The 21,407-nt window shown below is 37.1% G+C and carries 22 protein-coding genes; 15 read left to right on the forward strand and 7 right to left on the reverse strand.

Annotation, left to right across the window (positions count from 1 at the left end; all coding sequences use genetic code 11):
* Positions 1-1,871 (forward strand): glycosyltransferase (locus CCY99_RS09955; RefSeq protein ID WP_112060749.1); only part of this gene is annotated, 1,871 nt, incomplete at its 5' end.
* The gene (locus CCY99_RS07235; protein ID WP_112060750.1) at positions 1,855-3,279 is read left to right on the forward strand and encodes a glycosyltransferase family 9 protein; all 1,425 of its coding nucleotides are present in this window, start codon (positions 1,855-1,857) and stop codon (positions 3,277-3,279) included. The genes CCY99_RS09955 and CCY99_RS07235, both read left to right, overlap by 17 nt.
* Before the next feature lie 5 nt (positions 3,280-3,284).
* Here CCY99_RS07235 and CCY99_RS09630 read toward each other — a convergent pair whose 3' ends face one another.
* Positions 3,285-3,458: a hypothetical protein gene (locus CCY99_RS09630; protein ID WP_181646886.1), complete on the reverse strand. Its 174-nt coding sequence runs from the start codon at positions 3,456-3,458 to the stop codon at positions 3,285-3,287.
* On the opposite strand from CCY99_RS09630, the gene CCY99_RS07240 reads away from it, so the two are divergent.
* The 13 genes from CCY99_RS07240 (at position 3,440) to modD (ending at position 15,175) form a co-directional block, all read left to right on the forward strand.
* Complete coding sequence (locus CCY99_RS07240; RefSeq protein ID WP_112060751.1) at positions 3,440-4,546, forward strand: glycosyltransferase family 1 protein; 1,107 nt, start codon at positions 3,440-3,442, stop codon at positions 4,544-4,546. The two genes, CCY99_RS09630 and CCY99_RS07240, sit on opposite strands and share 19 nt — an antisense overlap.
* Positions 4,543-5,571: a GDP-mannose 4,6-dehydratase gene (locus tag CCY99_RS07245; protein WP_112060752.1), complete on the forward strand. Its 1,029-nt coding sequence runs from the start codon at positions 4,543-4,545 to the stop codon at positions 5,569-5,571. The genes CCY99_RS07240 and CCY99_RS07245 overlap by 4 nt, the downstream gene beginning before the upstream one ends.
* Positions 5,572-5,630: 59 nt before the next feature.
* Positions 5,631-5,810, forward strand: coding sequence for a hypothetical protein (locus CCY99_RS07250; RefSeq protein ID WP_112060753.1), 180 nt, complete (start codon positions 5,631-5,633; stop codon positions 5,808-5,810).
* Positions 5,807-6,388, forward strand: a complete 582-nt coding sequence (locus CCY99_RS07255; RefSeq protein ID WP_258443867.1) for a class I SAM-dependent methyltransferase — start codon at positions 5,807-5,809, stop codon at positions 6,386-6,388. Before CCY99_RS07250 ends, CCY99_RS07255 begins: the two co-directional genes overlap by 4 nt.
* Positions 6,389-6,401: 13 nt before the next feature.
* Positions 6,402-7,685: a hypothetical protein gene (locus tag CCY99_RS07260; RefSeq protein ID WP_112060755.1), complete on the forward strand. Its 1,284-nt coding sequence runs from the start codon at positions 6,402-6,404 to the stop codon at positions 7,683-7,685.
* Between the two features lie 45 nt (positions 7,686-7,730).
* A complete protein-coding gene (locus CCY99_RS07265; RefSeq protein WP_112060756.1) occupies positions 7,731-8,192 on the forward strand; it encodes a hypothetical protein in 462 nt (153 codons plus the stop codon).
* Positions 8,146-8,352 carry a hypothetical protein gene (locus CCY99_RS07270; protein WP_112060757.1) on the forward strand — a complete coding sequence of 69 codons (207 nt, stop codon included), beginning with the start codon at positions 8,146-8,148 and terminating at the stop codon, positions 8,350-8,352. The genes CCY99_RS07265 and CCY99_RS07270 overlap by 47 nt, the downstream gene beginning before the upstream one ends.
* 16 nt (positions 8,353-8,368) lie before the next feature.
* The gene (locus tag CCY99_RS07275; protein WP_112060758.1) at positions 8,369-8,719 is read left to right on the forward strand and encodes an FkbM family methyltransferase; all 351 of its coding nucleotides are present in this window, start codon (positions 8,369-8,371) and stop codon (positions 8,717-8,719) included.
* Positions 8,720-9,336: 617 nt separating this feature from the next.
* Positions 9,337-11,172, forward strand: a complete 1,836-nt coding sequence (locus CCY99_RS07280) for a TonB-dependent receptor (RefSeq protein ID WP_181646887.1) — start codon at positions 9,337-9,339, stop codon at positions 11,170-11,172.
* A 1,156-nt stretch (positions 11,173-12,328) separates the two neighbouring features.
* On the forward strand, positions 12,329-12,754 hold the full coding sequence (locus tag CCY99_RS07285; protein WP_112060760.1) for a hypothetical protein: 426 nt from the start codon (positions 12,329-12,331) through the stop codon (positions 12,752-12,754).
* Between the two features lie 68 nt (positions 12,755-12,822).
* The gene (modA, locus tag CCY99_RS07290) at positions 12,823-13,533 is read left to right on the forward strand and encodes a molybdate ABC transporter substrate-binding protein (RefSeq protein WP_112060761.1); all 711 of its coding nucleotides are present in this window, start codon (positions 12,823-12,825) and stop codon (positions 13,531-13,533) included.
* An 85-nt stretch (positions 13,534-13,618) separates the two neighbouring features.
* A complete protein-coding gene (locus CCY99_RS07295; RefSeq protein WP_112060762.1) occupies positions 13,619-14,329 on the forward strand; it encodes an ABC transporter permease subunit in 711 nt (236 codons plus the stop codon).
* Entirely contained in the window at positions 14,330-15,175 is an 846-nt protein-coding gene (gene modD / locus CCY99_RS07300) for a ModD protein (protein WP_112060763.1), read from the forward strand. It begins immediately after the preceding gene.
* Here modD and CCY99_RS07305 read toward each other — a convergent pair.
* The 6 genes from CCY99_RS07305 to CCY99_RS09720 form a co-directional block, all read right to left on the reverse strand.
* Complete coding sequence (locus CCY99_RS07305; protein WP_276567374.1) at positions 15,165-17,162, reverse strand: glycosyltransferase; 1,998 nt, start codon at positions 17,160-17,162, stop codon at positions 15,165-15,167. The two genes, modD and CCY99_RS07305, sit on opposite strands and share 11 nt — an antisense overlap.
* Positions 17,069-18,175: a glycosyltransferase family 2 protein gene (locus CCY99_RS10005; RefSeq protein WP_112060765.1), complete on the reverse strand. Its 1,107-nt coding sequence runs from the start codon at positions 18,173-18,175 to the stop codon at positions 17,069-17,071. The genes CCY99_RS07305 and CCY99_RS10005 overlap by 94 nt, the downstream gene beginning before the upstream one ends.
* Complete coding sequence (locus CCY99_RS07315; protein WP_112060766.1) at positions 18,172-18,594, reverse strand: glycosyltransferase family 2 protein; 423 nt, start codon at positions 18,592-18,594, stop codon at positions 18,172-18,174. The genes CCY99_RS10005 and CCY99_RS07315 overlap by 4 nt, the downstream gene beginning before the upstream one ends.
* The gene (locus CCY99_RS07320) at positions 18,584-19,147 is read right to left on the reverse strand and encodes a hypothetical protein (RefSeq protein ID WP_258443843.1); all 564 of its coding nucleotides are present in this window, start codon (positions 19,145-19,147) and stop codon (positions 18,584-18,586) included. The genes CCY99_RS07315 and CCY99_RS07320 overlap by 11 nt, the downstream gene beginning before the upstream one ends.
* 171 nt (positions 19,148-19,318) lie before the next feature.
* Positions 19,319-20,194 carry a glycosyltransferase family 2 protein gene (locus CCY99_RS07325; RefSeq protein ID WP_112060767.1) on the reverse strand — a complete coding sequence of 292 codons (876 nt, stop codon included), beginning with the start codon at positions 20,192-20,194 and terminating at the stop codon, positions 19,319-19,321.
* Between the two features lie 256 nt (positions 20,195-20,450).
* Positions 20,451-21,401 carry an AAA family ATPase gene (locus CCY99_RS09720; protein WP_220092242.1) on the reverse strand — a complete coding sequence of 317 codons (951 nt, stop codon included), beginning with the start codon at positions 21,399-21,401 and terminating at the stop codon, positions 20,451-20,453.
* Positions 21,402-21,407: the final 6 nt, after the last annotated feature.

Genomic DNA, 21,407 nt, shown 5'->3' on the forward strand with positions numbered 1-21,407 from the left:
TTGGGGTCCCGTTCTTTGGGTTTGTCCGCGTGCCCACCCCTGAACGGGGGGGTTGCCTATGTGCGCCCCCCGCCTGTATAGGGGTTAGCATCAAGTGTAAAAAATGCCCCCTATTAAATTCAGGCGCTAAATTTGATATTAGCTTTTTAACTTTTAGAGCAAAGGCAAAAACCTACCCAAAGCTAAATCTAACCATAAATGGGCTTAGCAAGTGGATAGCAAACTCCGCTAAGGAATCCGCCCTATTGAAAGATAAAAAGATTATAAACTTGCCAAATCCCATTGACACAGATATATATAAACCCCTAGCAAAGCCACTAGCAAGGGAAATTCTAGGGCTTGAAAATACTAATAAAAAGATTATTTCATTTGGGGCGATAAATCCACTAGATACAGATAGAAAAGGCTATGCAGAGCTAAAAGCTGCCCTAAATATGTTAAAAAATAAAGAAAATATAAAACTAGTCGTTTTTGGGGCATCAGGGGATATTTCACAATCCACAAAATCTAAGGGAGATTCTACAAATTCCATAGATTCCACAGATTTGATAGATTCCGCGAACCACCTTAAAGATTCTCACTCCAAATATTCCACAAATGAGCTAGTAAGTGGCATTGAGACCATTTATATGGGATATTTGAGCGATGATATTTCACTTAGGATTCTTTATAGCCTAAGCGATGTTGTGGTAGTGCCAAGCCTAGTAGAATCTTTTGGACAAGTCGCCCTAGAGAGCCTAGCGTGTGGGACGCCAGTCGTGGCATTTGATACGAGCGGATTAAAAGACATTATCGAGCATAAAGTAAGCGGATATTTGGCAGAGCCATATAGTGAGTGCGACTTAGCAAGTGGGATTGAGTGGATTTTAGAATCGCCTAATTACGCCCAAATTGCCCAAAATGCAAGGGCAAAAGCACTGCAATTTGATTCTAATCTTGTAGCAAAAAATTATATAGATTTCTATCAAAAAATCATCAATGGGGGGGGGTATAAGGAGCTTTTAAAAAGCTTATTTTTCGCTTCTCCAAATAAAGCGAAAAAATACATCGCATTTGGAGCGATATCCGGCACAGAAGTCAAACGCAAAGGATATGGTGAGCTAAAAGCCGCCTTAGAATTACTAGGCAAAAATCTAGGGCGGAATCTTTCAAACGAGAATCTTTCAAGCGAGAATCCACCGGGCGAGAATCTTGCGGAGCGGAATCTATCTAACGAAAATTTATCGTGCAAGAATCCACCGGGCGAAAATCTAAAAAGTGCGAATCCACGCTACGAGTTACTTGTTTTTGGCTCAAGTAGCGGTGAAAATATACTTGGCATAAAGACGCATTTCTTAGGATTTAAAAGCGATGATGAGACCTTGCGGCTGATATATAATGCCGCAGATGTCTTTGTCGTCCCCAGCCTAGCGGAAAATCTAAGCAATGCGATAATGGAGAGCCTAGCCTGTGGGACGCCAGTCGTCGCCTTTGATATTGGCGGCAATGGCGATATGATAGAGCATAAGCTAAATGGCTATCTAGCAAAAGATGTGAGCGACTTGGCAAATGGCATTAAATGGGTGCTAGAATCGCCTAATTACGCTCAAATCGCTCAAAACGCAAGGGAGAGTGTATTAAAGAAATTTGATTCTAAAATGGTGGCAAATAGCTATATAACTAGCTATGAAGCAATCATAAATGGGGGGGGGGAATATGAACTAAGATTTTTATTCTTTATACTTCACGCTTACATTTCACGCTCACATATTTTATATTCGCAAATTTTAGAATCCAAAAGGCGACTTTTATATCTCTACCTAAACTATCTTAATTACTTAGGATTCTATACATTCTATCAAGCTAGGGGATTTTATGAATCTAGCTTGTAAATCCGCCCTAAAACCCATATTAAAACAATGTAGAAACATAGCATTTCTAGCGATTGACCTAATAGCAAAATGTGGCAGAATCTATGGGAAAATTAAGGGGGATTCTAGGCGTTTTACAGATTCCGCAGATTCCATAGATTCCATAGATTCCAGATTCGCCCACGATTTTATAAAACCCGGCGATTTTATTCGCCCCAAAGATTCCACACAAATCGCCATAATCAAAGTCGATGCAATCGGGGACTACATACTTTTTAGAAACTTCCTGTGCGAACTAAAATCCCATCTAGATTCCAACCTAAGTCTAATTTGCAATGAATCTTATAAGGAATTAGCATTAAAGCTAGATTCTAAAATTGTGGATAATTTCATATTTATTAGTCGCCCTAAGATGATGAGAAGCCTACTCTATCGCCTTAAAACGCTTTTCTTTTTGGAATCACTCCGCTTTGATATATTGCTAAATCCCACTTTTTCAAAATGCATTATTAGCGAGGCACTAGCAAATCATATAAACGCCGGCGAGAGCGTCGCTCCTATCGGCAACACCGCAAATCTAAGCACTAAAAATCTACTAAAAGAAAATAAAAAATACACAAAATTACTAGCCAACAAAAGCGGGAATCTCTTTGAATTTTATAGAAATATGGAGTTTTTCGAGCAGTTTTTAGGCGTAAAGCTAGATACAAAGCTCTTCATTGACTCCGCATTTTTGCCTAGCTTTGAGATTTTACGCGATAAATTTAGCCTAATAAAGCCATATAGCATTTTATTTATCGGGGCAAGTAGCCCCAATCGCAAGTGGAGTGCGGAGAACTTCGCCAAAATGGCAAGGCATATTTTAGAGCGAAAATATAATATAGTCATTTGTGGGCTAAGTGAAGATTGCTTAAATGCAGAGAAAATCATAAATCTAGCGCAAGGGAAATATGCGGAATCTGGGGCGGAATCTAAAATAGAATCCACGCTAAAAATTGCCAAAGATTCTGCGATGAAATCCACGCTAAATTCTAAAACAGATTCCGCCCCGGATTCCCCCGAAACTCCCCAAATAAAAAATCTATGTGGCAAAACGACTCTATTAGAACTAGCGGGAATCGTATATAACGGAAACCACATGGTTGCTAACGAGACAAGTGTAGCACACTTGGCAAGTGCGTTAGATACGACAAGCATTGTCGTATATAACGGAAACCACCTAAATAGATTTATCCCATATCCCAAAGAGATATGTGATAAATACTACTATGTGCTACACCCGCAAATCGCCACAAACGCCGAGCTTTACGCCAAAATTAGCAATACCGAAAGCTACAAAAGCACATTAAATATAGATGAAATCTCCGCAGAATCTGTAATAGCAATCTATGAGAAAGCATTAAATGGGGGGGGGGGGAACTCTATGTAATAATACTAATAAATCTTAGCTTTTTCACAGATTCCCAAAAATCCCAAGATTCTCAAGATTCCCAACACCCACAACGCATATTTAAACCCAAGACAAAACCACGCAAAGCACATTTTAAAGCCCGAATCCAAAGCATTTGGAGCGATTGGAGCGATAGAAAATGTGCCTAGAAACCCCACGAGTGCTATACTCGCACGATATTTTCTCTACGCAATTTGTAGGTGGAATCTCAAGGTATATTTTTGAGCTATATAGTCAAAATGCAAACGCCACTATCCCCACGCTTTACACGGAAAATCTATATTTGGCTAAAAATAAGCCAACTAAAAATTTTAAAGGCAAAACACGCCTTATATGGAATCTAAATGAGCTTAGAGAGCAAATCGCCCTAAGAAGCAAGGAAATTGATATTTATCACATAAGCTATTATAAGAATCTGAAAATGTGGCAAACGCCCCATAAGATTCCCCTTGTAGTAACCGTGTATGATATGATTCATGAGATTTATGCCAACTCTTATTTTAAGAGCGATAAAAAGACTTCCGCCCTAAAGCTTAAAAACTGCCAACAAGCCGATGGGATAATAGCAATCTCAAACCAAACCAAAAATGACCTAATAAATCTTTTCCATATCCCAAGCCAAAAAATACAAGTTATTTATCTAGGGCATAGCCTTAGTAGCTTTTCTAAGGTAGATTCGCCAAAAGCCACGGCGATAGTAAATCTAGATTCGCCTTATATTCTTTTTGTGGGAAGTCGAAGCGGATATAAGAATTTTGAAAACTTCATAAATGCCATATCGCTAATCCATAAAGATTACCCCCATATAAAAGCCCTATGCGTGGGAAGCCCATTTAATAAGATTGAGCTAGAGAGATTCAACTCGCTAGATTTAAGCGATGTTTTTATAAGCATTCAAGCAAAGGAAAATGAGCTATATAGCATTTATGAAAATGCCCTGTGCTTTGTGTTTCCTAGCTTGTATGAGGGATTTGGGATTCCCATAATAGAAAGCTTTTATGCCAAATGTCCTACATTATTAAGCGATATTGCAGTTTTTAGGGAAATCGCCCAAGATTCCGCACTCTACTTTAATCCACACGAGCCAGAATCCATCGCAGAATCTATAATCCAAGCTATAAAAAATAAGAATCTAATGAAAGAAAAAATAAATCTCTCCACAAAAAGGCTTGAGCTTTTTAGCTGGGAAAATACCTACAAACAAACGCTAGATTTTTACAATAAACTAATAAGGGAGAAAATGTGAAAGCACTAATTATAGGGGCAAATGGGCAAGATGGCTACTTTCTAATCCAGCTTTTAGCACAGAAAAACTACGAAGTTCATATTATGATTAGGCACTTGCCAAAGCATAATTTTAGCTTTATCCACTATGATGATTTATACTTTAATGACGCTAAGGGCAAGGTCATTTATCACTATGGCGATGTTACAGATTCAAGCTCGATTGTAGATATTTTACAAAAAGTAAAACCCGATGAAATCTATAATCTAGCTGGAATCTCAAATGTAAAAATCTCCTTTTCACTCCCGCAAAACACCGCAGATTCTATCGCACTTGGCACACTTAGAATCCTAGAAACCATTAGAAATATAAACCTTAAATGCAAGTTTTATAATGCTTGTAGCTCGGAGATTTTTGGCTCAAGCCAAACGAAGCAGAGCGAAACTACGCCATTTGACCCAAAGTCCCCATATGCCATAGCCAAACTCTACTCATTTTATATGGTTAGGCATTATAGGGAAGCATATGGATTTTTTGCGGTAAATGGGATTTTATTCAACCACGAATCAGAATTCCGCGGCGATGAATTTGTAAGCAAGAAAATCGTCAAAAGTGCCGTAAATATCGCCAAAAACCTGCAAGATAAACTATATCTTGGGAATCTAGATTCCAAAAGGGACTTTGGATATGCTAAGGATTACTGCGAATGTATGTATCTAATGCTCTCCCACACGAAAGCACAAGACTTCGTCATAGCCACAGGCGAACAGCACAGCATAAGGGAGTTTTGCGAAATCGCATTTTCAAAAGTGGGGATAGACTTGGAGTGGATTGGAAATGGGCTAGATGAAAAGGGCGTGGATAAAAAAACCAATAAGATTCTAGTCGAAGTAAATCCAAACTATTTTCGCCCACTTGATATAAAAAGTAGCATTGGGGATTCCACAAAGGCACAGAATGAACTCGGCTGGAATCCTAAAAATACGAGCTTTGATAAGCTCATAGAAATTATGATAGAGCATGAAAAAATTAAGCTTAAATTCTAGGGATTTAGCCTAAGATTCTAGTTTTATTTAACTTTTAATTTAACTTGCAGGAGTGGCAAATGAGCGATTATTTTGAAGCTAGGGGCGTGAGTAGTGAGACTTATGAGAATTTCATATTACCATCGTATTTTGACTTTGTGCTAAAAGACTTGGAGAGCGGTGCTAGAATCCTAGACTTTGGCTGTGGATTTGGGCAAGTTTTAGGGGCAATTAAGCGTAAATATGGGGGGGGGGGATAGATTCTACGGAATCTAATTCCGCCAAACCAAGCGATGAATCTAAAAAAGACTTTAATCTATATGGAATAGATATAAATCAAAACGCCATTGAGTGCGTAAAAAAGCTAGGGATTGAAGTTGAAACAATAAATAATATCTTTGATTTTAAGCCAAGCAAAAAGTTTGACCTAATCATCGCAACGCATGTAATCGAGCATTTGCCAAAAGAGCAGGTGATTCCCACTCTAAGGTATTTTCGCGAATCCGCTCTAAGTAAAAATGGCAGGATTTTCATAGCCGTGCCAAATGCAAGTAGCAATACAGGGGCGTATTGGGCGTATGAGGATTGGACGCATAATTGCCTATTTACCGCTGGGAGCTTGATTTATGTGCTGAAAATGGCGGGGTTTAAAAATGTGGAGATAGTCGATAGCGAGGCGATAATGGGGAGCAGGGGGATAAAAAAATTGATTAGGAAATTTTTCTTAAAAATATATCGCTCTAAAATTGCTTTTTGGAATCGTATGACAAACTCCGCATTTCACGCCCCAAGCCCACTTGTCTTTAGCTATGAAGTTAAAGCTCTAGCGTCAAACTAAATAAAGGAGAAAAATGAAATTTTTAAAAGCAATCTTAAAAAAGATTTTAATACCGCCTTTGGCGTGGCATAGGCGATTTTTGATAGATAAAATCGATAGGAAAGTGGATAGAAATATGATTTTAAACGCACAGATTTTGGCTCATTTGCATATGGAATCTTATAGAAAAATGCTTGCAAATATGGCAAATAGTGGTTTAGCAAATAATAGGGGGGGGGGGGAATCGAGTTTGGAATCTAATATGGAATCTAGCGTAGAATCCGCACTAGAATCCAATTTGCCTAATTTTAGAAAATATAGCACAGAATCCAACTCGTGCGTAAAATCCAGCTCCCAGCATTTACAAAATGGCATATTTATAGAAGATATGGAATTTAGCGTATTTTCACAAAATGGCGAAGATGGAATCTTGGATTTTCTAATTGAGATTTTGGGATTAGATAGGCAGACTTGCGTAGATTTTAAGGATTCCGCAAGGGAGCAAAAATTAGATTCCGCAGATTCTAAAAATACCGCAGATTCGCTCAATCTAAACGCCACAAATTCCACAAACTCCACAAAATCACAACATAGCAAAACCGCCATAGATTCCCCAAATTATTCCCGTGCATTTATAGAATTTGGCGTAGAGGATTTTAGCGAGTCTAATACGCATTATTTGCTACTAAATCGCAATTTTCAAGGGCTAATAATGGACGGCGGAAGTGAAAATATAAATAAAATCAAGCAAAGCGAACTTTACTGGAAATACGACTTAGAGGCAAAAAATGCCTTTATCACCAAAGAAAACATTAACGCCTTAATAAATTCTTGGCTGGATTCCCGCTCAATTAAAAATGTCGCAATTTTAAGCATTGATATTGATGGCGTGGATTATCACATTTGGGAACGCATAGAAATCGCTCCTGCCATTGTAATCATCGAATACAACGCTATTTTTGGTGCGGAGAAGTCGCTAAGTGTGCCTTATAGGGCGGATTTCAATCGCTTTTTGGCTCATTATAGCGGACTATATTTTGGTGCATCGATAAAAGCACTAGTTAGGCTTGGGAAGAAAAAGGGCTATATTTTTGTAGGCTGCGATAGTAGCGGGACAAATGCTTTTTTTGTGAAAGATGAATTTAGGGAGCAAGTTAGGCATATCAAAACTCGTTCATTGAGTGCATATTGTAAAGCCCATAACGCAAGGCAGAGCAGGGATAAAAATGGCAATCTTAATTTTAAATCTGGCTCTGAGCGGGAGCAAGAAATTAATCAAAAAATCGCCCAAGAAATCATTGAGATTGCGAAGTTGTGATAATATGCCAAAATTATAAAAATACTACAAGAAAAGGGAGTTAATATGACAAAGAAAAATCTTTTAAAAGGCGGGATTATGGGGAGCTTCGCTTCGTTTATTTATAGGGCGATTTTAAGGACGGATTCTAAACTTTTGGAGCGGATTTTACTAAGACTTAGGAGGCTAATGCTGAAATTCACAAATCCGCTGATTTGCTTAGAATATGGTGGATTTAGGCTTATTTTGCCACTCTCACACACCATTTTTTATAATCAAAAAATCTATCCAAATTACGACAGAGAGCTACACCACATAGGTAAATTTATAAAATCAAAATATGGATTTTTAAATATGGTAGATGTGGGGGCAAATATCGGTGATACCGCTGTTTTTACTAATATTAAAGATGCAAATTACTTGCTAATTGAGGGCGAGAAAAGCTACGAATCGCTAATTAAAGCGAATCTATCCCTAAACTATGGCACGGATTTTAGCCAATCTAACGGGGGGGGGTATAATCATTGAAAATACATTTATTAGCGATGAGATTAAAAATTATGAAGTGGCACTGGGTGAAGGTAGCGGGAAGTTGGTAGAATCTAGGGCGGATTTTAAATCCGGTGTGGAATCTAGCGGGGAATCTATCTCCCTAGATAGCCTTGATAACACTATAAAAAAAGCATAATTTTAAGCCAAATTTTATCAAAATCGATACAGATGGATTTGATTTTAAGGTGCTACGAAGTGCGAGGGAGACGCTAGAAATGCATAAGCCATGCATTTATTTTGAATGGGATAAATTCCATCTTGAGGCACAAAATGAAAATGTGTTAAGCATTTTTAGCTTTTTGGGTGAGCTAGGCTATGAGTGGGCGATTATCTATGATAATTTTGGAAATCTATTATGCACCATTAGCACGAGCGATACGCAAAATCTAGCCTTGCTAATGAAATATACGAAAATATCAAATTGTAATATTTTTTATTACGATGTGTTGCTTTTCCATAGCATTAGCGATTGTGAGGAATATCTGCGATATAAAGGAGTTTAAATTAAGTTTTTAATTCTCCTTATAAAGCCGAATTTGTTCGCCTATGAAGTTAATACCTTAGCTTCTCGAATTTTGTTAAAAATTCGTAGCTTTAGGGGGTTTAAATGAAGTGAGGTGAAATTTAAAAGGGGCAACACCCTTATTTCAAAACTAGTGATTCCACTATTGCCGGCGAAACTTAGTTTCGCCTCTCCCGCTTTTAGCGGGTAGCTTTAGGGGTTTCGAAAACGAGCGATGGCGAAGTTTCCTGTAAAGGGCAACGCCCTTCGTCGCAAGGACTAGCTTGGCTAGTCCGCGAAATTATACCTTAGCTTCTCGAATTTTGTTAAAAATTCGTAGCTTTAGGGGGTTTAAAGGGGCAACGCCCCTTATCGCAAAGATGAGCTTAGCTCATCTGCGAAATTAAAATTAATAAGGAGAACAAATGAAAAATATAAGCAAAGTTTTATCGATTATTTTATTATGGGGGGGGGGTAGCATTCGCTAAAGATTCTCAAGATTCCACAGATTCCAGCCTAGAGCAAGTCAATCTAGGCGAAGTCGAGGTCGTAGCAAAAAGAATCGATGAAAATAGAACAGTAAGCATCGTCGATGAAACCGAGATTAAAGATATGAATATGAAAGATATTGCTCAAAGTCTGCAATATACTTCAGGTGTGATTTACTCCCCTCCAGCTAGTCATAGGGGTGAGCCTAGCTTTAGTATTCGTGGGTATGCAGGTAGGGAAACGGGGATTTTCATCGATGGGATTCCAATGTATTCTATCTATGATAAGCGGACAGATTGGGGGCAATTCACGCTATTTGACACGGAGAGCATTTCAATTTCAAAGGGTTATACAAGTATGCTTTATGGTCCAAATACCATAGGTGGAGCGGTGAATCTCGTTACCAAAAAGCCAAAAGATAAGCTTGAAGTAGAGTTACGAGGGCAGTATCAAACGCCAAATCAACACTACGAATACGCACGAATTGGGACAAACTTAGGGAAATTTTACGCACAATTTAGCTTCTCAAATATGCAAAGGAAATATTACCAACTTTCAAAACATTTCAAGCCCACAGCGTGGCAGAGAGATAGAAATCGTGTAGGAAGCTATTATAAAAATATGCGATTTAACCTAAAGCTAGGCTTTACACCGAATCTAACCGATGAATATAGCCTAAATCTAACCTATCAAAATGGAGATAGAGGTGGAGTGATAAACACAAAGCAAAATAGTAATATCCTACATTGGCCAAAATATGAGAAAATCACTGCTTATTTTCTATCAAATACCAAGCTAGGCGATATGGTTACGCTTACCTCAAGAATATTCTACGATACATTTGATAACGAGCTTGATGGCAAAGGGCAGCTCCTAGCAAATGGCACAATCAACCCAACTGGAGGAATTTTTGCTGGATATTCTAGATATGATGATTGGACTTTGGGGGCGACACTTGGGTTGGGGATTGATATTAGCCCAGATGATTATCTAAAATTTAGCATTCTAGCAAAGAGCGATAATCACCTTGAAAAAGCCAACCAAATTTCATCGCCCCCAGCACAATATCCTATGTCAAAGCAAAGCGATATTACAAGCTATATTGCTGGGGAATATACTAGAATATTCTTGGATAATCTACGAGCCTCTTTTAGCCTAAATTATACGCGAAATGATGTGATTAACGCAGAGACTTTAGTAAATAACAACTCTCCAATCACCAAAGACCCTCTAAGAAGCTTAGGAGGCGTAGGAGCACAAGCCATACTCTACTATGACCCAATAGATAGTGTAAATCTATACGCTACCATTGGGAAAAAGGACGCCCTCCCAACGCTAATGGATAGATATGGTGCAGTGGGTGGCTCAAGACTACCAAACCCAGATTTAAAAACCGAAACTGCCATAAACTATGAGCTAGGCTTAAGCTACTATCCAATAGATGAGCTAAGATTAAGCCTTGCTGGATTTTTCAATGATTTAACAGATATGATTGTAACAGAGAATGTGGCAGATAGCCTTTGTGCTGCTGGAGCAAACTGCAGACGCTTAACAAATAAGCCAAATGGCAATGCGTGGGGGATAGAAGCTGAAATCCAATATGAGCTAATCTCAACTCTAAGTATTAATGCAAACTACGCATATATTAAGAAAAAGTCCCAAGATGGAACTATTATCACAGACTATCCAAATCATATTGCAAGTGCAAGAATCAAATATAATCCGCTAATCGATTTAGATTTAATAGCAGGAGGTAGATACACAAGCCCTAGAATCGTGAGAGTAAATAATAACTACATAGATTCCCCAAATGTATTCTTGCTAGATATTCGAGCAGCTTATAGAATAAGTGGCTTTGAAATCGCACTAGGAATCGACAATGTAACCGATAGAAACTATTGGTATTCCTATGGCTATGAAATGGAGGGCAGAAGATACTATGTAGAATTGGGGTATAAATACTAATTTGAGTCATCGTGGATTCTTTGGATTCTTTTAGATTCTGCGTAAATGCTTGGAATCTTGGGAATCTATATTTTTATAAATTAAGATTTCGTGCTGTAGCACCCAAAAAAGCGAATTATTAAAAACTTTAGTTTTTGATAATTCGTAAAATAGGGGCGGTGGGCTGGAAAACAAGCGAAGCGAAGTTTCCTGTCATAGATAAAAAATCAACCTATCAAAAAACTTTTTTTATTTAAAATCGTTTTGGGATTTTAAGAAATTAAAGTTTGTTTTATGTTTTTATGGAGGTTTAATCGTGAAACGGAGTTTTTTTCGAAAGAGTCTTATCTTACTCGTAAAAACCCCCACAGCCACGATTTCTTACACATAAAACTTCACCTTTATATTAAAAAAGAGGGCGAAGCCCTCCACCGAATCCTTAAAAATTGCGAAGCAATTTTTATAAATCTTGTATGAGGCGTTAGCCTCATACATAAAAAAGAGGTGGTGGGCGTGATTAGATTAAAATAAATTTTTAAAGGTGAACGCCTTTAAAAATCAACATATTAAAAAATCTTTGAAACGCTTAAAAACTTGGGCGAAATTTAGAATCTTTTTATAGGTTTTTAGAATCTTTGCAGATTTCGAAAATATTAAAATATTTAGAATTTTTTGGAGTTTGGGAATCTGCGAAATCTTTGGAATCTGTAGAAATTATTTAGATTTTTATGCATTGGAATCTTTTTAGGATTCTAAGAAATTTAAGTTTGTTTTTAAGTGTGGTTTAGAGGGATTCTAAAAAATAAACTTGGTTTAAATTTTTAGATTTTATTTTGCCCCACACCGCCCATTTAAGTGTGAAGCTACGCCTCACATAAGATTTTAGAGTAATTAGATTTTGTGTGAACGCTGGAATCTTGGGAATCTTTCCATTGCTCTTTTTAGTGGCGGTAGGTAGGATTAGATTAAAAAAGCAAAGCCTTTACCGAATAAAGATTTTTAAATGAATTTTAAAATGTCAAATCTAAGGAATAAAGAATTAAAAACGAAGCCAAACTTGCAAATCCGCTTTTAATTAAATCGTTCCATACTTTATAAATCCTACCCAATCTATATAAGAAAATTTTAAGCTAGATGGTAAAATAACAATTATTAATTTAATATTTTAGGAGATTGTATGAGTGGAATTATGATTGATGGAATCTATAATAAATCACTTTATTTCCCAAGTGAATTACAGGAAATGACAAATAAAATTCTTTCTTATGACAAGAAAATCATTTGCACCAAACACGCCCTAGATATGCAGAATAGAGAGCAAACGATAAAAAGAATAGGTGCGATTAATATCCAAGAATTTATTACGCTAGATAGCTTAAGAAGTGGCGAAGTAGTGGAATGCTACATATCTAAAGGCGAATTGACAAAATTTGTTATTAGAATCGCCTATGATGATAAATACTCCATTTGTGCGGTTGTCGTGCCTAGCATAAATTGCAATCTCATCGTTACATTCTATCTAAATGACTTTGATGACACGCATAGAACGCTTGGCGTGGAAAAATACATAAGTTTAGCCCAAATCTCATCAAAATCGCCATAGTTTAATTTATAAATAATTTATATATTTTTATATACAATGCACCACATTATATTTTAAAGGATTTGGAAATGAGAGTTTTAGCTATTTTTGCGTTAATTTGTGCGTTTTTTGGGTTTGCAAATGCCGAGATTTTGGTCGCTAGTGGGGCTGGATATAAAAAGCCGCTTGAAGAGGTGGTGAAAATCTATGAAAAACAAAGTGGCAAAAAAGTCAATCGAATCTATGGGAATCTAGCTCAAATCATCGAACAAGCAAAGCAAAGCGGGAAAATAGACGCCATTTTTGGCGATGAGAAATTTATCGCAAAGTCCAAGCTAGAAGTCGAAAAGCCCCAGCTTGTAGGCTATGGAAAGCTCGTAGTTGTGGGGAGTAAGGATAGCGGATTTAAAAGTTTAGATGACTTAAAAAATGCCGAAAAAATCGCTCTCCCAGATAGCAAAAAGGCGATTTATGGCGTGGCTGGAATGGAGTTTTTAAAAAACGCAAATCTTTATAAAGATGTGGAATCTAAATTGATGTTTTTAGCCACAGTCCCGCAGGTTACGACATATCTAAGCGAGGGAAATGTCGATGTGGGGCTTATAAATATCAGCGATTATTTGGCACTCAAAGATAGGCTTGGAGCGATGATTGAGGTGGATTCGAGCCTTTATACGCCAATTTTAATCTCCATTGCCAAATTAAGTGAATCTAAAAGCACAGAAATTGCGGAGTTTATGGCATTTTTAGAAAGCAAGGAGGCGGTAGCGATATTTAAAAAATATGGGCTAGAGCACTAGATTGGCTTAAATCTACGCATTAAAAATATAAAATGCCGAAATCCCGCGAGTTGCAAGAATCTATTAAAATTAATGGAATCTTTTAATGGAATCTACGCCAGAATCTCTTAGCACAACGCTAGAATCTCTTAACGCAATGCTAGAATCCATTAGCTTCGCCCCATTTTGGCTTAGCTTAAAAGTCGGCGTGATTTGCGTCCTTTTGTATCTATTCGTTGGGCTACTTTTAGCATTATATTTAAGCCGAAATAAGGGGCTACTAGCAACCACAATCGACATCGTAGTTACGCTCCCGCTGGTCTTTCCGCCTATTGCCTTGGGGTATTTTCTGCTTTTATTACTTGGGAAAAATGGCATTTTTGGGGAGCTTAATTTGCTTTTTAGCTTTGAGGCGGTTGTTATTGCGAGTTTTATCGCGGGGCTTCCGCTGGTCGTAAAACCCGTGGAATCTGTGCTAGGCGGGAAGATTAGGGATTTGGAGGCGGTTAGCTATACGCTTGGCAAAAGCAAGATTTACACATTTATTTTTGTTAGCATTCCTTGCATTTATAAAACCTTGCTTAGCTCCCTATTCTTGGGCTTTGCTCGGTCTATGGGCGAGGTTGGTATAACGCTACTAATCGGCGGGAACATCGTAAATAAAAGCGAGACAATCTCACTTGCCATTTATAACGCCGTGCTTGGGGCAGAATACAACACTGCGAGTTTTTACGCCACGATTTTAGGCGTGATTTGCTTGGCGATATTTTTGTTTTTGCGATTTTTACAAAAGGATTTGAATGCGAAAGGATTGTAGATGATAGAGTTCGATATAGCCGAGCTAATGGGGCTTTTAAGGCAAGATGTGCCGTTTTTGGATAATACCACTTTTGGGCTTGGTATTAGCGGGAGTGGCTGGGCGAAGTTTTACCCAAAAAAGGATTCTATTATCTTGTGTGGTATTAGTGAGAGCAAGCAAATCACCCTAGAATGCGGACTAAATATAGAATCTTGTGCGGAAAATGGGGCGAATCTAGGTGCAAAAGAATTGGCATTGCATTTAAGTGGCGATTTAAGGGCAATCTTAAAAATATCAAAAACACTTCAAAACCTAATGGAATACGGCTCTAGCGTCGCCACATACACGCATAAAATGAAATCTATCGCCATGCAATTTAACCCAGAAATCGCCATCTTAGGCACACGGAAAACAATGCCATTTGCCAAGAAATTTTTACTAAAAGCATTAATAACCGGAGGCGGAATCCCGCATAGATTGGGCTTAAGCGATAGTGTGCTAATCTTTAGCGAACATTTAAACGCCCTAAATGACGCAAAAAAATCCATAAAGCAGCTAAAAAGCACATTCAAAGAGCATAGAGTAATAATCGAAGTAGATTCCATAGAATCCGCCCTAAAAATGGCAAATCTTGGGGCAGATGTATTGCAATGTGAGCGATTTGAACTACCACAATTAAGCCAACTTGTAAGGATTATAAGGGCGGATTTCCCGCATATTTTAGTGTCTGCCACAGGTGGCATAAACCTCCAAAATATCGCAGAATACGCAAAAACAGGCGTAGATATGGTTGTTACTACGAGTATGTATAGAGCCGAGATTTTGGATATAAAAGTGGAGATTAGTAAGATTCTTACTCCTTAAATTCACTAAAATATAGCGATTTTATGTCTTGCTCGTAGGTTTTATTATGTGTCTCTAATTTCTTTTGTTGCACTAATAAGTCCGTAAGATTTTCCTCATAATTTAATAGAATCGCCCTCATAGAATCTTTTAGGCTATGTTTGGAATTTGGTATAAATCTAAATCCGCCAAATTCCTTGCTAGTCTCGCTTAATGCTCCAATATCGCTACTTAAAGGAATGCTACCACTTAGAATTGATTCTACAATAGTTAGTCCAAAAGTTTCATATAAAAGTGAGGGAAGAATGCTAATTTTGGCGTTTTTAAGGATATTTTTTAGGCACTCTGGGGGTAATCTATCCATAAAAATCACGCTATTTACTTTGCTTATATGTGAAAAAATCTCTAGCACTAGCAAGATTCCTCCTCCCCCCCCCATATCATCGGCAGTAGTGATTTTATACGCATTAGCTAGGGCATTTAAGTAGTTTTTATCATTTGTAGTTTCAATGATATTTTTTTGATAAGATGGAATTTTCTTAAAAAATTCTTCATAATTTTCTAGCGTATTTTTTAGAGCAATGTAGAGATTTTCGCCATTATCTAGCTTAAATGTAACACCTCCAAAACTCTCTTTAGTCTCGCTTAGTGCTCCAATATCGCTCATCAATGGAAATGCCCCAGCTAGAATAGATTCTAAAATAGTTAGCCCAAAGGTCTCATACCACAAAGATGGCAAAACGGATATTTTTGACTTTTTTAAAATCTCTTTTAGCTCACTTGGGCTTAGGTGGGATATAAACTCACATAAAGGCTTTGGTGCGTTAGCTTGGGGAATCTTTGGCGTATTTGCTGATAGAATCTCGCTCCCTTGAATCTCAGCTGGAATCTTATCTTTTTGAATCTCTCCTAGATTCCCCGCTAAATCTCCAAAAAGCCTTTTTGCTAGATTCTTACATTTCTCTTTTCGCTCCCCATTGCCGATTATTAGCAGTCTATATTTGCTAAACTCTGGCTCATTTACTAGCATTCTAAAAGCCTTTATTAACAATTCCACATTTTTTTCCGCACAGATTCTCCCAAAAAATACTATTAGATTTTCCTTATCCGCCAAACTCACATTTGGATTATAAAATTTCTTATCGATTGGGTTTGTGATAACCACGCATTTTTGGGCGTCATATCCAGCTTCTAGGTGTTTTTGCATTTGAAAATTGCTAACAAAAATGATTTTATCAAAGAGATTCTGCTCTTTTAGGAAAATCCCTTGATAAAATAGTGTGCGGATAGATTTTAAAATCGAGTAGATTCTCCCACGCCTATCGCAGTTTTTCCACGCAATGCGGATTTGACTTTTATTTTTACACTCTTCGCAAATCGCATTTTTATTATAATTATAAAAGCATAAGTTCGCACACGCTCCAAAGCCGTGCTGTGTGTAAATAAGGCGAACTTTTGAATTATATTTCTTATACTTTTTTAGGGCAAAAAGCACACTTGGGCTAAGGCGAGAGAGATAGTTTTGCGTGTGGATTATATCTGGTTTTAGCGTTTTTAATGCCCCACTTAAAATCCGGTAATTTTTAAGATTAAAGATGTATTTAAGCACCCCTAAAATTTTATTATAGTTTTGGTAATCATCTAAAATAATGTGCTTTTGAGATTCCGCTATCTCCCTATCGCAGCTTGCGGTATAGATGATGAAATCTTTTGCAGTGATTTCAATAGTATTGCGAAAAACGCTCTCCGCCCCGCCTTGGAAATTATCACTTGCCAAATGCAGAATCCTTAATTTTCTTTGCGAATTATTGCGAGTTTGCGGATTTGGATTTTTAGAATCTAGCGTGGAATCTAGCGTAAAATCTTGGTAGTTTAGCTGGGGTTTTAGATTCCTAAGATTTGTTGAAGCGAGTTTTAGAGCTTGATTTTGCCTAGTGTTAGGATATAGGCTAGGATTCTGGCGTATGTCTGCCACTTTCTGTGGTAGCGCATAGATTTTATACAGCACTCTAAATAAATAGGGAGAGTTACGCATCGTTTAGCTGCCCCCCCCCTAATCGCATTTATATCACTTGGGCTTAGGTAGCGATACTCTAGCTCCCTCGTGGCTCTTAGGATATTTTGCGTTTTATTTTTGGCGATTTGGAAGTATTTATGATTTCTCACCTCATCGATTTTGGCAAATTCATCAAGATAATCTATCACTCTACTTAAATCATCAATCTTTTTCTTTGTGGAGTTTAGGTCGATACGCCTTGTGATTGAGCCTTTATTGTCGCAGTAGATATATAGCTTATCATCAATGCCCTTTGAGCTTTTTGCCAAAGCCATAATAATAAAGCTTTTTAGGCTATCCTCCGCCATGTTAAGCCGCTCAAAATCGCCCATATGTGCCACGAGCAAGTCGCACACTCGCATAATGTGCGAAGCTTTATAAAGCTTCGCCCATATGTGCCACGGCGGTGTGGCACAATGGGCGAATACAGCTTTTAAAATCTCCTCATTTCGTAGGCTTTTAGTAAGCACGGGCGGGGTTGTCCGCTTCCAAGTGGGCGGATAATGTCGCATACCAAAAAATATAATATCCGGCTTGGAATCTGGGGAATCTATGGAATGTGGGGGTTTTGTGGAATGTGTTAAATCTTTGGGATTTTTTGGGTTAGATTCTAAGGATTCTGCAGATTCTATGGCGTCCAAACTCGCCTTATAAGCCAACTCACAAGCCTTTAAATCCAAATAATCATCGCCATCAAGGAAAAGTAAATACTCGCCTTTTGCGTTATTTATGCCTTGCAATCGTGCGTTAAAAGTGCCTAGATTCTTGGGATTATGGATAATGCGGATTCTAGAATCCCTTTTGGCGTAAGATTTGGCGATTTCTATCGAGCTATCACTCCCACAATCATCAACGACAATAATCTCAATATCGCCCAGCGTTTGATTGATACACGAATCCAACGCCCTTTTAATGTATCGCTCAATATTGTAGGCGGGGATTATAATGGAGATTTTAGGATTCATCTCCCCCCCCCCCATTTAGCTAAAAAATTCAAATTTTTAAATAATTTAGCTTTTGAAATTAGATTATTTTTTAGATTATGGACGGCTCTAAATAGTGCTTTGCAAGTAAAAATACTAAGGAAATCATCGCCATCAAGGGCTAAGATATACTCCCCACTTGCATTTTTCTCCCCCATTATTCTAGCTTTAAATAGCCCTAGATTTTGGGAATTATGGAGAATCTTAATGCGTGGGTCGCGCTTGGCGTAACTTTTAGCAATTTCTACCGAGCTATCATTCCCACAATCATCAACGATAATAATCTCAATATCGCTTAGCGTTTGGTTAATACACGAATCTAGTGCCCTTTTAATGTAATTTTCCACATTAAAAACGGGCATTACGATAGAGATAAATGGCTTTTTTGTGCTATTTGGCATTATAATTCTTTTGGATTAGGATTGATAACTTTCGTGGTAAAAGGCTTTTTATGGCGTATTTTAAAACCATAAATAGATATTTTGGGATAAATATTAGAAAATAAAATTTATTGTATTTTTGGGCGATTTTTAGCTCTTCATAGAAAAATCTAAGATTTGGGCGAGAAGAGACCCCATAGGCATCATATAGGCTAATAATCTGCTCGACCTTGTGGAATTTATAGCCCAAATGATAAATCTTGGTGAAAAAGTCGTTATCTGCACAAATCTTAAAGCTCGTATCAAACTTATATTTTTTTAACAGCGATGTTTTGACAAATACGGCTTGGTGGCAAAATGGCATACGATATTTTGGATTTGCATATTTTTTTGGGATTTTTAGTGAGTTTTCATCTAGTTTATATGCCACATCGCCGTAGATTGCTACGATTTTGGGAGTGGAATCTGATGTGGAATTTAGCACGGAATCTCCAAAGCTGGATTCTAATTTGGAAGCGGAATCTATAGCTTTGGAATCTATGGAATCTAGATTAGATTCTAGTGATTTATTCATTAAATGCCTTTTGTAGAATTCTTGAGATTCTAATGCTTTATTAATATAAAGGTGGGATTCTATAAAATAAACACTTTTAAAATACTTAGTGAAATATTTAAAGGCGATTTTAGCCAAATCTTGGGCTTTTGCAATAAAACATCTCTAGTGATTTATTGGTGATTTAAGGCATTATTGTCGTTTCTTACCAAATATCATTCTTGCTTTTGCTTCGAGATTTTTGGGCAAAATCTTACGAATAGCAAATCTTGGGATAATCCAAAATAGATATGTAAAAGTGTGCTGGAGCGGGAAAAATCTATTATATTTATAGCCGATTTTACAATCTTCTTTAAAGATTTGAAATGTTAGATTTGATGAGATTCCAGTGAGATTGAAGCTACAAACCACCACTTCAAAATGCAAGAATCTCTCGCCATTTCGATAAGATTTGACGAAAAAGTCCGTATCCCCAGCAATCTTAAAGCCAGTATCATAATGGTATTTTTTCATTAATTTCGCATCGATAAATGCCGCTTGATGTATAAAATGATGTTTGTATTTATGCTCTTTTGTGGTGCATTTGAGTATCTTGGAGTGATTTTTATCATAGATTAGCTCACTATTGCCATAGATGATACTACATACTACCCCCCCCCTATTTAGGTATTTTTGATACTCATTAAATAGCTCTGTTATAGAATTTTTAGAATAAAATCTATCGCCACTATTCATAAAGTTACACCACATTCCCGTAGCTAGGTCAATTCCCTTATTCATAGCATCATAGATTCCGCTATCGCGCTCACTCAGGATTTTTATGCTAAAGTTTGGATTGCTAGTTTTTACGCATTCACGCAAGAATCTATCTTTGCTTTTTTCTTCTCTTGTGGTTGTGGCGATGTCTTTTAGCGTATTTAGTATGACTTCTAGCGTAGAATCGCTACTTTTACCATCGATTATAATGTATTCGACATGCTGATAGCTTTGGCTTAGCACCGATTCCATCGTGCTTTTTATATTATTTTCATCATTGAAAACGACTGTTATTATGCTTACTTTTTCCAAATCCTAGCCTTTTATTTTATAAAAAGCAGATTCTACTATAAGATTCTAGAATTTTGTAATTTTAGATTTCATATACCGCTACTTACAGCGTGTAGGCTTTGATGGAATTTTTAAATCGCTTAAATCTAGGCTATATTCGCTAGATTCGTAATTCTAGGAATCTTAAAAATCTAAGAAATCGCTACTTTAAAGCCAATCAAAACCAAATTTAAGCGAGATTCTATCGCCCTAAATTAAAGCCAAATAAAAGCCAAAATCAATCTCTCAATCTATCAAAAAGTTTTTTGAAATTCTCCAAGGTTTTATCGCTAAATTCATAATTGGCACAGTGGGTTTTTATTAGCGATGATTGCGATGAGTGTTTTATAAATTCGCCATTTTCATTAACTAGATTTAGCTTGCTTAAATCATCTTTGTCAAATAAATCCTCGATAGTTTTAAAATCCTTATTAATCTCACCCAAGCAAATAATATTCAAAGCCGAATCTTTCTTATTTGCCTCTTTCATTGAGCGACCAGCCTCATCGCTATCGACAAGTAAAATAGGATTATTTTTCCTAATATCAATTAGCCTTTTGCTAATCTCAAGTTGCTTTTTATCGCAGTTTGGAGCGTTTTTGTCGCCGACGCCATTTATCGGCAAAAACACAATATCTTTTGTGTCTCCAACTTTATTTTTATTGTTTTTATCCTCTTGTGCTTGAAAGATTTTTTTAAACATACTGAGATAATTATAATCCGTAATCCCCTCCACAAAAACCACCTTGCTATCAAAGTCAAACAATACATGTTTACTTGTCATTAGGGCATTTTTAATGTGCTTTAGCGTATCTGGGTCATCGCTATCAATTGCAGCAAAATTGTTTACTATAGACACCCTATTATCATTCATTTTTACCACTCTTAGCTCATCTAAATAGTCCAAGTCAATTAAAAATGGCAAGTGGGTGGCGATGATGATAGTTATATCATTTTTTATCGCAAAATCTTTTAGGAATTTCCTTAGCTCAATTTGCCCATTTGGGTGCAGATTCGTCGCTGGTTCGTCCATTACTATAATATCTCCAGCATCTAAGCTTTGCTTTACCAAGAGATTAAAATACAAGTTAAAAAACCACCTAAATCCAGTAGATTGTTGCTCTAGTGACAAGCCTTTTTCTTCCTTGCTTCCTCTAAGTAAAGCAAGGGATATTTTATTAGATTCCAACCTTAT

This window comes from Helicobacter sp. 16-1353 (assembly GCF_003288815.1).
Classification (GTDB): domain Bacteria; phylum Campylobacterota; class Campylobacteria; order Campylobacterales; family Helicobacteraceae; genus NHYM01.